Origin of the sequence: Nonomuraea sp. NPDC048901 (genome assembly GCF_040649695.1) — a bacterium.
GTDB lineage: Bacteria > Actinomycetota > Actinomycetes > Streptosporangiales > Streptosporangiaceae > Nonomuraea.
Map to the genome: position 1 here is coordinate 477473 of NZ_JBEZFW010000001.1, position 12790 is coordinate 490262.

Here is a 12790-nt window from a genome sequence, read left to right on the forward strand (position 1 = left end):
GGACATGTCGCTATTGAGCAAGCTCAAGAAGGCCACGACCAGGAAGAAGACCCGTCAGTCCCCGGAGCCCACCACCGCGAAAGAGCTGGCCGGGACGGTCGTCCTGACCAAACCCAAACGGTCGGACTCGCTGGTCGACCTGGAGCCCCTCGCCCCCCAGCCCAAGCCGCCGGTGAACCCGCCGTCGGACCGGGCCTTCCTGGAGAACGCCTACCAGAGGTACTACGTCAACGGGGTCCATACGAAGACGGCCAAGCTGCGCAAACGCCTGTACTCCTTCATGGGCAAAGGCGAGACCGGCTACCTGGAGCACGCGGTCACGGACGCCGAGTTCCGCGACTTCACCGCCGACAATCCCGACTACAGGGTGTCCAGCCAGAACGGGAAGCTCCTGGATGAGGCGCTGGCAGTAGGCGACTATTTCCACGTCAGCAACAAGGCCTACAAAGAGATGCCGCTGGAGGGCCGGGCGCGGCGCATCATCGTCAATGTGAAGACGCAGGCAGCCGGGCTCAAGGTGGCCAAGGCCCTGACACCGCTCTTCAAGGACAAAGACGTCTCGCCGTACTTCAGGAAGTTCAAGATCTACCTATCGGGGACGGCGGCCGCGAAGAAGAAGGTGAAATACGACAAGCTCGTCATCTACTACGCGACCTCCGACGCGGACAAGAACGGGTCGGACCTGGTCGGGGACCGCATCGCCGAAACCATCACCGACACGGTGAAGCCGGACGAACTGGACAGCGCGTTCGCGCCCTTCTACAAGACGCGCACTCCGGGGGTCGCCTTCGCGGAGGAGCCGAAGTACTTCCTGGACAGGCAGGCAGGCAGCTTCACCAGCAACCGCCGCGACATCATCGCGGACGTCATAGAGCACAACGACAAGGTGGGCAGCGCGGAGGCGTTCATCGACCTGGTGAACGCGGCCTTCACGGCCAAGGGCGTGAACCCGGCCGCGCCGCACACCCACCTCGCCAAGACGCCCTGACCCCCGGAGACGGTCGATGCCGAAGAACACGCTCAAGAAAAAGAAGAAGAAGAACAAGCGTTCCACCACTCCGGGCGTTTCCGGTGCCTCACACGGCGTCGTCAAGTCGGTGAGCAAGACCAAGCGCGGGGCGGGCTCGAGTGTCGTCTCCCAGCCGGCGAGGCCGGCCTCGGCCCCGGCCCGCCGCCCGAGTGACGCCGTCATCAACCGGAACTTCCTCGCCAAGGCCTACCGGGAGTACTACAACAGCGCTGGCCGCAGACGCCCCACCTCGCGGACCAAGCGCGTGTACTCCTTCATGGGTGACGGTCCGCCCGGCTACCTGAACACGCCGATCGGCAACTCGGAGTTCCAAAATCTGCTCAATGGCCAGACGCAGGGCGACTACAAGGTGGAGGCTCAGAGCGCGTCGGACAACTGGAGGGGACTACGGGCCGGCGACTACTTCCACCTGACCAACGAGGCCCACCCGCTGCCCAGCGCGCAGAAAGCGCAAACCCTGGCGAACCGCGCCCGGCGCCTCATCGTCAACGTGAAGAACCAGGCGGCCGCGCTGAAGGCGGTGCGCGGTCTCGTCCCGTTGTTCAAGGACGGCAACGTCGGTCCGTTCTTCAGGTCGTTCAAGGTGTTCCTGTCCAGCAAGGCGGACACCCAAAAATCCGTCAAATACGACAAACTGGTCGTCTATTACGCGCTCAAGGACCCGAATGCCGCCGACGACGACGTCGGCAAGCAGCTCGTCTCGGCTATCGAGACGGCCGTCCCCGAAGGGGACCGGGACTCGGCGTTCGCCCCCTTCTACTCCTTCCTCACCCCCGGAGTCGCCTGGGCGGAGGAGCCGAAGTACTACGTCCAGAAATTAGACAACAGCTTCACCGAGACCCGGGCGAACGTCATCGATGACGTCATAAAGAACAACGACGCGGTGCCCAATGAGGCCGCGTTCGCCACGCTGGTGGACAACGCGTTCCGGAGTGAGCGCATAGATCCCGTGAAGCCGCACCGGCATGTCAAGACGCCCTGAGGCCGCTGGTCGCCGCCTGCGCGAGCACCCCGCCAGGCGGCGACCTGGCCTGAGCACTGAGGTTCTTTACTCAAAGCTAATCTCCTCATAGACGGCCATGAGGAAAAGTGATTAGATGACTTGATATGTCCGAGGTAACGCGGCCAAGCCTTTCCGACGCTCTGACCGAGCGCATGCTGGAGCTCATCCGTACAGGTGGGCACCGGCCGGGCGACAGGCTGCCCTCGACGCGGGAGCTCTCCCAGCGCTTTGCCGTCACCACCCCGACCCTGCGTGAGGCGCTGCGCAGACTCGAGGCCACCGGGGCCATCGAGATGCGGCACGGGTCCGGCATCTACGTCGGAGCCGACATCGAGCGGCTCGTGCTCCCCAACCCCAACATGCGGGAGATGCACGCCGCCCAGCTGCTCGAGTTGCTCGGCGCGCGCATCGTCATCGAGCCGCCGCTGGCCGCGATGGCCGCGGCACGCGCGACCGGCGAGGAGCTGGTCGCGCTCCAGCGCGTGCTCGAGGCCGCCGCCAGGCACCTGCGCGGCCAGGACGCCGAGCTGCACGACACCAACATGACCTTCCACCGGGCGACGGCCCGGCTGGCGGGCAACAGCGTGCTGCACGAGGTGGTCGACTCGCTGCTGACCGTCCACGGTCCCGAGCAGCGGGAGATCCTGCAGCTCTTCGACGACCGGCGCCGTGACTACGACGAGCATCTGGCGATTCTGGAGGCCATCGAGGCGCGTGACGCCGCGGCGGCCGAGGAGCGCATGCGGGCTCACCTGGTGGACGTCAAGACCGTAATAGAGCAGAGGTTGCAAGACCCCCCCAAATGAAACAAGGAGGCCGGGGCATGATCCGGTCACGCGTTGTCACGCTCGGCGTGGCAGCTCTCTTTCTCGCCGCCTGTGGCGGCAATACCGAGGCGCCGCAGAAGAAGTCCGAACTGTCGCTGTACAACGACAAGGGCGCCTGGAGCAAATACTTCGACGAGATGGGCGCTCTGTCGAAGCAGCAGATCAGCTTAGGCATGAAGCCGGTCGGCTACACCGATTCGGCCCAGTATCAGGCGTTCATCAAGGCGTCGTTCCGTACGAACGTCAAACCCGACCTCTTCACCTGGCAGACCGGCGGGATGCTGGAAGAGATCGTCAAGCAGAAGCAGGTGGCCGACACCTCGGCCATCTGGCAGGAGGCGATCAAGGCCGGCGACCTGTCGCAGGACCTGGCCCCCTATTACACGGTGGGCGGCAAGCAGTATTGCGTGCCGATGAACGTCGCCTACTGGGGCATGTTCTACAACAAGAAGGTCTTCGACAAGTACGGCCTGCAGCCCCCCGCCACGTGGGACGAGCTGGTCAAGGTGGCCGAAACCCTCAAGAAGAACAACGTCAAAGCCTTCTACCACACCAGCGTGCTGTTCTCCTTCGTCTGGTTCGAGCAGCTCATGGCGGGCATGGACCCCGACCTGTACGACCGCCTCTCCACGGGCAAGGCCAAGTACACCGACCCCGGCGTGGTCCAGGTGATGGAGAAGTGGAAGCAGCTCATCGACGCCGGATATTTCATCAATCCCGGTGATAAAACCGACCCGGGCGATGTGCTGAAGAACGGCAAGGCGGCGATGGTCTCCTTCGGCACCTGGTTCAACACCAGCATGACCCAGCGCGATCTGAAGGCCGGCACCGACTACGGCTTCTTCGCCATCCCGAACGTGAACGCCTCGCTCCCCAAGACCTCGATGATCTTCGAGAGCGGCCCGCTCTGCTCGTTGACCAAGGCGGCCGACCCCGAGGCCGGCCAGAAGTACCTCAAGTGGTGGACCACGCAGCCCGCCCAGGACAAGTGGGCCACGACCCGCGGCGACGTCAGCGCCAACCCCAAGGTGACGATCAAGGACGAGGCGCTCGGCCAGGTCACCAAGGACGCGGGCGGCGGCAAGTATCGCCTGGTCAACCGCTACTTCGAGGCCACGCCACCGCCGATCCTGACGGCCGCGCTCGACGGCTTCAGCAAGTTCGTGACCGAGCCTGGCACGTACAAGGAAGTGCTGGAGACCATCCAGAAGGCCGCTGACGACTACTGGAGTACGCACCAGTGAGCCCGCCGAACGGAGTGAGGCCATGAGCACGCGCGCGCCTATGCTTGGCCGTTTCCGGTACGGCTATGTCGCTCCTGCCGCACTGCTGGTCGCCGGGCTGCTCTACGTGCCCTTCCTGTGGACGGCGTACCTGAGCTTCACCAAATACGACGGGCTCGCGCCGCCCGAGTGGGTCGGCCTGCGTAACTTCGGCAAGCTGCTCGACGACCCGGCGCTGCTCACCGCCCTGGGCAACACGCTCATCTGGGTGGTCGGCACGATGGCCCTGCCGGTCGGGCTGGGCCTGCTGGTGGCGGTGCTGTCGTACGACCTCAAGGGCGGCGTCTGGTACCGGGTGCCGTTCATGCTGCCCTACGCGCTCAGCGGCGCCGGGCTGGCCATGGTCTGGAGCCCGATCCTCTCGCACGACGGCATCGCGAACATCCTGCTCGGCGTCGACACCGCGTTCCTGCAGAAGGCGCCGCACAACACGATCGCCATGCTGCTGGTCTGGACCTGGCAGCAGCTCGGCGTCAACACGCTGTTGTTCGTGGTGGGGCTGCAGTCCATCCCCAAGGCGCCGATCGAGGCCGCGCGGATCGACGGGGCCTCGGGATGGACGCTGTTCCGGCATGTCATCTGGCCGTTGATGGCGCCACTCACCGCGGTCGTGGTGGGGCTGGCGCTGGTGGCGAGCCTGAAGACGTTCGACATCGTCTGGGTGCTGACGCAGGGTGGTCCTGGGCGCAACTCCGAGACGCTCGCGGTGACCATGTACAAGGACACGTTCGTGGCCAGCGACTACGGCTACGGCGCCTCGGTCGCGGTGATGCTCACCGTGGTCACGGGGCTGGCGTCCTACCTCTACCTCAGGAGGCAGGTGCGATGATCCGGCGTGCCGTACTCATCGTGCTCGGCCTGATCTGGCTGGGCCCGACCTACCTGCTGCTCGTCAACGCCGCGCGGCCCGCGGCGTCGTACGACCCGTCGAAGGCGTGGCAGCCGTCCGGCAGCTTCGCGCTGTTCGACAACATCGCCCGGGCCGTCGACAGCGCGAACCTGTCGGACAGCCTGGCCAGCACCGCGCTCTACAGCATCGTCTCGCCCACGCTCGGCGTGCTCATCGGGGCGCTGGCCGGCTACACGATCGTGGTGCTCCGGCTGCGGCACGGTTTCTGGTGGTTCCTGCTCATCTTCGGCGGCACGATCTTCCCGTCGCAGATGCTGCTGGTGCCGCTGTTCGTGGGTTACAGCGACCTCGGCCTGTACGACACCAGGGGCGGCCTGCTCCTGGTCTACACGGCGATCAACGTGCCGTTGGCCGCTTTCGTGCTGCGTAACTTCTACAGTGGAGTGGCGTTCTCGATCTTCGAGGCGGCCCGCATGGACGGGGCCACCACCTGGCGGATCTTCTGGCGCATCTACCTGCCGCTGTCCGTCAGCGCGCTGGCGGCCGTGTTCATCCTCGAGTTCACCTTCATCTGGAACGACCTCATCTTCGGCCTGACACTCACGCAGACCGAGGACGTACGGCCGGTGATGACCGCGCTGGCCGGACTGATGACCGACGTCTACGCGGGCACCCCGGTGCCCGTGGGCCTCGCGGCGGGGCTCATGGTCTCGCTGCCGACGGTCCTGCTGTTCCTCGCCACCCAGCGGTTGTTCGCCCGTGGCCTGTCTCTAGGGAGTGTTTGATGACCAGCCGGTTGCTGCAGCGGAGCCTCGGCTCGCCGGACTACGACGGGATCAGGCAGGCGCTGCGCAACGACACCTCGACCGCGGTGATCGGCGTGCGCGGAGTGGAGGTGCGTGTCGCGGTGCTGCCGCTGTTCACCCACGACGGCCGGCAGGCGGTCAGGGTGACGAGCACCGTGCCGTTGACGCACGTGCTGGTGGGCGAGGACAGCGCCTCCGGCACCGACGTCACACTGCTCGTGCCCGAGGTGACCGCCCCCCGCGTGCTGACCCTGGAGTCGCGCGACGACGCCGGGCTCATCGGCTCCGCGGAGATCACGATCACCCCCCAGCGCAAGTGGAGCGTGTTCGTCGTCCACCACTCCCACCTCGACATCGGCTACACCGACCCGCAGGGCACGGTGCTCCGCCACCACCTCGACTACCTCGACGCGGCACTCCGGCTGGCCGAGGAGACCGCCTCCTGGCCGGACGACGCCAGGTTCAGGTGGTCGGTCGAGTCGTCGATGCCGGCGCTGAAGTGGCTCGACGCCCGGCCCGCCGACCAGGTCGCCAAGTTCGCCGCGCTGGCCCGCGCCGGCGTCATCGAGGTGACCGCGCTGCCGTTCCAGCTGCACACCGAAGCCTGCTCGACCGAGGAGCTCTACCGGCAGCTCCGCTTCACCACGCGGCTCCAGGAGAAGTACGGCTTCGCCACCAAGTCGGCCATGCACACCGACGTGCCCGGCGCGGTCGTCGGCGTGATCGACGCGCTGAACGCCGCCGGGGTGCGCTACCTCGCCGCGGCGCACAACTGGGCCGGGCGGTCCGTGCCGTACCTGCACGGGGGCGACAAGCTGACCCGGCCGTTCCGGTGGCGGGCGCCGAGCGGCAAGGAGGTGATCGTCTGGTTCACCGACACGCCCCACGGCATGGCGTACATGGAGGGCAACACGGTCGGGCTCACCGACTCCTACGAGCTGGCCGACGACCTGCTGCCGCGCTACCTGTCGGCGCTGGCCTCGCGCGGCTACCCCTACGGTCCCGGTACGTTCGGCTGGCAGGGTCCTGACGCGCCGCGCGAGCCGTACGAGCTGGACGTGCTGCACCTGCGGGTCCAGGGCGCGCACGCCGACAACGCGGGACCCTCGATCGTGCCCGCCTCCATCGCGCGCAGGTGGAACGAGCAGTGGGCCTTCCCCCGGCTGCGGTCCGCGGTCAACAGCGACTTCTTCGAGCACGTGGAAGAGCGCTACCACGACCGGCTGGCCGTACACGAGGGCGACTGGACCGACTGGTGGGCCGACGGGCTCGGCTCCGGCGCGCGGCCCCTCGGATACGTACGGCGGGCGCAGTCCGCGCTGCGCATCGCCGAGACGCTGCACACGATCGCCGGTGCCGACGCCACCGAGCAGATCGATGAGGCCTACGACAAGGTGGCGCTGTTCAACGAGCACACCTGGGGCGCGGCCAACCCCTGGGAGGACGCCGAGGAGGCGGGCGACTCGGGCGGCCTGCAGTGGACCCGCAAGTCGTCGGGCGCCTACGACGCGCAGGACGACGCCGCCGACCTGCTGCACGCCGCCGCCCGCCGGTTCGGCGCGGCGCTCTCCGACGGCGGTGTGCTTTCGGGGGGCGGCGCGCTCTCCGACGACGGTGTGGCCGATGCGTCGGCGCTCGCGTCCTTCGCCGTCTTCAATCCCGGGACGGCGAGCAGGACCGACGTGGTCCGCGCGTTCCTCCCCCGGGACGTGGTCCCGGCGGACGTCCCGATCGCCCTCGTGGACGCGCGCACCGGCGAGACGATCCCGCACCACGAGGAGCTCGTGGATCCGGCCGACTGGCCGACCAGGCCGATCGGGCGGCACCTCCACGCCGTGGTGCCGGAGGTCCCCGGCTACGGCTACGCGCGGATCGACGTCGTCAGAGGTGAGGTCCGGGCGGCCGAGCCGGTCGAGCTCGACCTGGGCGGAGTGATCGAGAACGAGTTCTACCGGGTTGGGTACGACGTCCGCGAAGGCGTCATCCGCTCGATCTTCGACAAGGCGGCCGGGCGGGAGCTGGTCAACGACAGCGCAGCCGCCGGGTTCGGCCAGTACGTCTACGACCGCTACGCCACCGCCCCGCACTTCAACCACCTGTCCGGGCACGTCGGGGCGCACGACCGCACCCTGCTCGGCGACCGGGCGATTGGCAGGAACGCCACCATCGTCAAGGCGCAGCGGACCGCCGTGGGCGAGAAGCTGGTCGTCGAGCTGCAGGGCAAGGGCGTCGACTGGCTGCGCACCACGATCGAGCTGCACAACGGCGTCGCCCGGCTCGACCTGACCTACCAGCTGGCCAAGCAGGGCACGCCCGCCAAGGAGGCGGTCTTCCTGGCCTTCCCGTTCGCCTCGGGCCCCGCGACGGCCTGGGAGCTGACCGGCGGCGTCGGCGGCCCGGACGTGCCGCGGGTGCCGGGCTCCGCCGAGTACATGCTGCCGATCAGGCACTGGATCGCCTTCGAGGACCCCGAGCTGACCGTCGCCTGGGCCACGCTGGAGGCGCCGCTGGTGCAGCTGGGCACCATCCACATGCCGTACGCGCCGTTCCCGCCGACGCTGGACGAGGAGCCGGGCACGGTCTACTCCTGGGCACTGAACAACATCTGGGACACGAACTTCCCCGCCCAGCAGCAGGGAGAGACCACGTTCCGCTACTCGATCATGTCGGCCCCGGGGATCGAGGGCAGACGGCTGGGCGCGCGGGCGGCGGCCGGGCTGACGGACCAGTTCGTCGGCGCGCTGCTCACCAGCGCGCCCGACGCGGTCAAGTCGTTCGTCTCGGTCGACCACCCCGACGTGCTGGTCACCTCGCTCGGGCAGAACGGCGACAACGAGATCGTGGTCCGGCTGCAGTCGCTGGCCGCCGAGCCGGTCGAGGCGACGGTCCGGCTGCCGAGGCTGCGGCGCGCTCTGGTGAGCGCCGGTCTGGAGCGGGAGCTGCGGCCCCTGGAGGTCTCAGCTGAATCGGTCAAGGTACGGCTGCCCGCGTGCGGTGTGGCCGCTATTTGGGGGACGTGCGAGTGAAGATCGTTGACATCCGGGCCACCACGGTCGCCGTTCCGCTGGAGGCGCCACTCCGGCACAGCAACGGCGCCCACTGGGGCCGGTTCGTCCGCACGATCGTCGAGGTCGAGGCCGACAACGGGCTGATCGGCCTGGGGGAGATGGGCGGGGGCGGGGAGAGCGCCGAGGCGGCGTTCCGGGCGCTCATGCCGTACTTGCAGGGGCATGATCCGTTCCAGCTGGAGGCGCTGCGGTTCAAGATCGCCAACCCGACCGCGTCGCTCTACAACAACCGCACCCAGCTCCTGGCGGCCATCGAGTTCGCCTGCATCGACCTGATCGGGCAGCATCTCGGCGTACCCGCCAGCGACCTGCTCGGCGGGCGGCTGCGCGACACCGTGCCGTTCGCCTCCTACCTGTTCTTCCGCTACGCGGCGGAGGGGTACGCCGAGGTGCGCACGCCGGACCAGCTCGTCGAGCACACCAGGCAGCTCAAGGCGGCCCACGGGTTCACCGTGCACAAGCTCAAGGGCGGGGTGTTCCCGCCCGACTTCGAGCTGGAGTGCTACCGGGCGCTGGCGGCGGCCTTCCCCGACGACCGGCTCCGCTACGACCCGAACGCGGTGCTGTCGGTGGCCGAGGGCCTGCGGTTCGGGCGGGCCATCGAGGAACTGAACAACGAATACCTGGAGGACCCGGTCTGGGGGATGGAAGGGCTCAGGGCCATCCGCGAGCAGGTCCGGGTGCCGCTGGCGACCAACACCGTCGTGGTCAACTTCGAGCAGCTCGCCTCCAACGTGCTGCGCCGGGCGGCCGACGTGGTGCTGCTGGACACCACGTTCTGGGGCGGGATCCGGCCGTGCGTCAAGGCGGCAGGAGTGTGCGAGACCTTCCAGCTCGGGGTGGCCGTGCACTCCTCCGGGGAGCTGGGCATCCAGCTGGCGACCATGCTGCATCTCGGCGCGGTCCTGCCCAACCTCACGTACGCGGCCGACGCCCACTACCACCAGCTGCGCGACGACGTGATCGAGGGCGGCAAGCTGTCCTACGCCGACGGGGCCATAGCGGTGCCGACCGGGCCGGGGCTGGGCGTCCGGCTCGACAAGGACCGGGTCGCCCGCTACGCCGAGCTCTACCAGGAGCTGGGCGGATACCCCTACGACCGGGACCCGGGACGCCCCGGCTGGTACGCCCAGGTGCCGAACGAACGCTTCGCTGACCCGACCGTATCCCTGGAAGTCAGCACATAGGAAAAGAATCGTCCTTGTTCGCGTGAGTCTGCTTCTGCTGCCCCCGGGCCCTGAATCAGGGTGGGGGTACTCACGCGAGCAAGGAGGCAACGTGCGGCTCATCAGCAGCGTCGTGGCGGCCCTCTGCACCGTGGTCGTCCCGAGCTCCGTCGACATCTGGTGTCGCTGACCATGGACGGCGAAGCCGGGTTCCGGAGCGGCCGACCGGAGACCGGCCGCCTGGGGCGACCGGAGACCGGCCGCTGGAGAGCGCTGCCATCCCCACCCGCCGCCGCTCTCTGGGCCGGGGCGTCGTTGCTGCTGGTCGTCACGGCCTGCGCGGCCGCGCCGCGCCCGGACTCTGCGTCTGTGTCTGTGGCGTCGGTGGCCGATCTCGTGCTTCCGTTCGACGCCTACAAGCCCACCCCGGAGCAGCGCGTCCTGCTGGCCAACGCCCAGGCCAAGCTGGTCGCGCGGTGCATGCGCCGCCACGGCGTCTCGGCGGCCCCGCCCATGGTCGCGGTGGCCGCCGTGAAGGCCGGCGATCCGGGCAACGCCCGCCGCTACGGCGTCGCCGACCCGGCACAGGCCGCGCTCACCGGCTACCACCTGTCCCGCTCGGACTCACACGGCAGACCACCCCAGTGGGCGGCTAACCTCTCCAAAACCGCCAGAACCCACTTGTACGGCGACACCGCCGACTCCGGCTGCATAAGCCGCGCCGCAGCCGTCCTGAACCGAGGCGCCGAGCCGGCCGACTGGCCCTGGCTCGCCGTCCAGGACGCCGAGACCCTGGAGAAGGCCGCCACTGATCCGGCCGTCGTCCAGGCGGCCACCCGCTGGCGGGCCTGCATGGTCAAGGGCGGATACGCCTACCCCACCGCCGAGGCCGCCATCGCCGACGCCCGCTGGAACCTGGATCAGCCCACGGTCACCGCCGAGGAGAAGCGCACCGCCACGGCCGACACCAGGTGCAAGTGGGAGTCGGGGCTGGTGGCGGCCTGGTTCGCCGCCGATTCCGCCCTTCAGCGGAAGATCGTCGTCGGCAATCCGGACCGCTTCGCCGCCCTCCGCGCCAACCTCGGCAGCCGCCTGGCGCGCGCGTCCAAGGTCTTCCAGGAGACCCGCTGACAACTACCGCCTGTCGACGCCTGGCGGTCGGGCGAGGCGTTGTGCCGCGCGCACCACGCTTGCGCGGCGCCGGGCGTGCTCCGTCGCATCGTCGTCGTCGGCGCCGGTGAGCATGCGGGCGAGTTGGGGCGCCGAGACCCACCATGCGGACAGCGCGATGACCATGAACGCCAGATGATCGGGGTCGACGTCGTCGTCGAGGATCCCGGCGCGCTGGGCGGCCGCGTAGGCCCGCGTCTTGCCCCGGTAGAAGGCGGTGCGCTGCGCCTCGTCGGCCACGGGGCCACCGGCCAGGCCCTCCCACAGCAGCAGGCGGACGAGATGGGGATGCGCCACGTGGTAGTCGAAGTTGCGCCCGACGAACTCACCGATGTTCTCGAAGTCACCCGGGGGTGGCCCCACCGTCTCGGCGAGTTTCTTGAGCTCGTCGGTGAGCACCGTCTCGAACAGGGCCTGCTTGTCGCCGAAGTACTTGTACAGGCGTTCCTTGTTGATCCCGGCCCGCTCGGCGATGCGGGCCATGGTCGTGCCGTCCGGTCCGCGCTCGGCGAACTCGACCGTCGCCGCTTCCTTGAGCCGCCGCCGCGTCCCCTCGGTGTCCCACGCCATGGCGACATCCTAGCGCCACCCCATCTGCAACGTTGCGGTTGGAGTTTTCCGCCGCTAGCATCAAAAGCAACCGCACCGTTGGAGATGGATTTCAGATGAAAGGTACGGACATGGCAGGCAGCCTTCCCGGTGGGACTCTCACACTCGCGGACGACCTCACCATCACCCGCATGGGCTACGGCGCCATGCAGCTGGCCGGGCCCGGCGTCTTCGGGCCGCCCAAGGACCGCGACGCGGCCATCGCGGTGCTGCGCGAGGCCGTCGAGCTGGGCATCACCCACATCGACACCAGCGACTTCTACGGGCCCTTCGTCGTCAACGAGATCATCAAGGAGGCTCTGCACCCCTACCCGGCGGACCTGCGCATCGTCACCAAGGTCGGCGCTCGCCGTGGCCCGGACGGCAGCTGGAATCACGCACTGGAGCCCGAGGACCTCAAGGCCCAGGTCCACGAGAACCTCCAGCGTCTCGCCCTGGACGCCCTCGACGTCGTCAACCTGCGCCTGGCCGAAGGAGGCGCGGGCGAGGAGTCGCTCGCGGAGCCGTTCGGCGCCCTGGCCGAGCTGCAGCGGGAGGGCCTGATCCGCCACCTCGGTCTCAGCGCCGCCTCCGGGGCCCAGCTCACCGAGGCGCAGGCCATCGCACCCGTCGTCACCGTGCAGAACCTCTACAACCTCGCCAACCGGCAGGACGACGCTCTCGTCGACCGATGCGCGACCGAGAACATCGCCTACGCCGCGTTCTTCCCTCTGGGCGGCTTCACCCCGCTCCAGTCCGAAGCGCTCACGAACGTGGCCGCCCGCCTGGACGCCTCGCCGCAGCAGGTCGCGCTGGCCTGGCTGCTGCGGCGCTCGCCCACGATGGTCCTCATCCCCGGGACCTCGTCCGTGGCCCACCTCCGCGAGAACATCGCCGCGGCGAGCCTGGTCCTCCCGGCCGACGCGATCGAGGAGCTCGACGCCATCGGAGGCTGACGCTATTGGAGGAGGAGGACTTGCCAGAATTACTCGCGTGAGT

At 68.5% G+C, this 12790-nt stretch carries 11 protein-coding genes; 10 read left to right on the forward strand and 1 reads right to left on the reverse strand.

Annotation, left to right across the window (positions count from 1 at the left end; translation table 11 throughout):
• Window positions 1-4: 4 nt before the first annotated feature.
• The 9 genes from AB0C30_RS02400 (at window position 5) to AB0C30_RS02440 (ending at window position 11164) form a co-directional block, all read left to right on the forward strand.
• Entirely contained in the window at window positions 5-988 is a 984-nt protein-coding gene (locus AB0C30_RS02400) for a T3SS effector HopA1 family protein (protein WP_357938724.1), read from the forward strand.
• 16 nt (window positions 989-1004) lie between these two features.
• On the forward strand, window positions 1005-2012 hold the full coding sequence (locus AB0C30_RS02405) for a T3SS effector HopA1 family protein (protein ID WP_357938726.1): 1008 nt from the start codon (window positions 1005-1007) through the stop codon (window positions 2010-2012).
• A gap of 125 nt (window positions 2013-2137) precedes the next feature.
• Window positions 2138-2839, forward strand: coding sequence for an FCD domain-containing protein (locus AB0C30_RS02410; protein WP_357938728.1), 702 nt, complete (start codon window positions 2138-2140; stop codon window positions 2837-2839).
• A 17-nt stretch (window positions 2840-2856) separates the two neighbouring features.
• Window positions 2857-4104: an extracellular solute-binding protein gene (locus AB0C30_RS02415; RefSeq protein WP_357938730.1), complete on the forward strand. Its 1248-nt coding sequence runs from the start codon at window positions 2857-2859 to the stop codon at window positions 4102-4104.
• A 22-nt stretch (window positions 4105-4126) separates the two neighbouring features.
• The gene (locus tag AB0C30_RS02420; RefSeq protein WP_357938732.1) at window positions 4127-4972 is read left to right on the forward strand and encodes a sugar ABC transporter permease; all 846 of its coding nucleotides are present in this window, start codon (window positions 4127-4129) and stop codon (window positions 4970-4972) included.
• A complete protein-coding gene (locus AB0C30_RS02425; protein WP_357938734.1) occupies window positions 4969-5778 on the forward strand; it encodes a carbohydrate ABC transporter permease in 810 nt (269 codons plus the stop codon). The genes AB0C30_RS02420 and AB0C30_RS02425 overlap by 4 nt, the downstream gene beginning before the upstream one ends.
• Entirely contained in the window at window positions 5778-8825 is a 3048-nt protein-coding gene (locus AB0C30_RS02430) for a hypothetical protein (RefSeq protein ID WP_357938736.1), read from the forward strand. The genes AB0C30_RS02425 and AB0C30_RS02430 overlap by 1 nt, the downstream gene beginning before the upstream one ends.
• The gene (locus AB0C30_RS02435; protein WP_357938737.1) at window positions 8822-10054 is read left to right on the forward strand and encodes an enolase C-terminal domain-like protein; all 1233 of its coding nucleotides are present in this window, start codon (window positions 8822-8824) and stop codon (window positions 10052-10054) included. The genes AB0C30_RS02430 and AB0C30_RS02435 overlap by 4 nt, the downstream gene beginning before the upstream one ends.
• Window positions 10055-10225: 171 nt before the next feature.
• The gene (locus AB0C30_RS02440) at window positions 10226-11164 is read left to right on the forward strand and encodes a hypothetical protein (RefSeq protein WP_357938739.1); all 939 of its coding nucleotides are present in this window, start codon (window positions 10226-10228) and stop codon (window positions 11162-11164) included.
• Between the two features lie 3 nt (window positions 11165-11167).
• Here the strand turns inward: AB0C30_RS02440 and AB0C30_RS02445 are convergent, their stop codons facing one another.
• Entirely contained in the window at window positions 11168-11773 is a 606-nt protein-coding gene (locus tag AB0C30_RS02445; protein WP_357938741.1) for a TetR family transcriptional regulator, read from the reverse strand.
• A gap of 110 nt (window positions 11774-11883) precedes the next feature.
• On the opposite strand from AB0C30_RS02445, the gene AB0C30_RS02450 reads away from it, so the two are divergent.
• Complete coding sequence (locus AB0C30_RS02450; RefSeq protein WP_357938743.1) at window positions 11884-12747, forward strand: oxidoreductase; 864 nt, start codon at window positions 11884-11886, stop codon at window positions 12745-12747.
• Window positions 12748-12790: the final 43 nt, after the last annotated feature.

Coding starts and splice junctions, on each gene's coding strand:
- AB0C30_RS02400 (WP_357938724.1), top strand. CDS start 5: ATGTCGCTATTGAGCAAGCTCAAGAAGGCCACGACCAGGAAGAAGACC.
- AB0C30_RS02405 (WP_357938726.1), top strand. CDS start 1,005: ATGCCGAAGAACACGCTCAAGAAAAAGAAGAAGAAGAACAAGCGTTCC.
- AB0C30_RS02410 (WP_357938728.1), top strand. CDS start 2,138: ATGTCCGAGGTAACGCGGCCAAGCCTTTCCGACGCTCTGACCGAGCGC.
- AB0C30_RS02415 (WP_357938730.1), top strand. CDS start 2,857: ATGATCCGGTCACGCGTTGTCACGCTCGGCGTGGCAGCTCTCTTTCTC.
- AB0C30_RS02420 (WP_357938732.1), top strand. CDS start 4,127: ATGAGCACGCGCGCGCCTATGCTTGGCCGTTTCCGGTACGGCTATGTC.
- AB0C30_RS02425 (WP_357938734.1), top strand. CDS start 4,969: ATGATCCGGCGTGCCGTACTCATCGTGCTCGGCCTGATCTGGCTGGGC.
- AB0C30_RS02430 (WP_357938736.1), top strand. CDS start 5,778: ATGACCAGCCGGTTGCTGCAGCGGAGCCTCGGCTCGCCGGACTACGAC.
- AB0C30_RS02440 (WP_357938739.1), top strand. CDS start 10,226: ATGGACGGCGAAGCCGGGTTCCGGAGCGGCCGACCGGAGACCGGCCGC.
- AB0C30_RS02445 (WP_357938741.1), bottom strand. CDS start 11,773: ATGGCGTGGGACACCGAGGGGACGCGGCGGCGGCTCAAGGAAGCGGCG.
- AB0C30_RS02450 (WP_357938743.1), top strand. CDS start 11,884: ATGGCAGGCAGCCTTCCCGGTGGGACTCTCACACTCGCGGACGACCTC.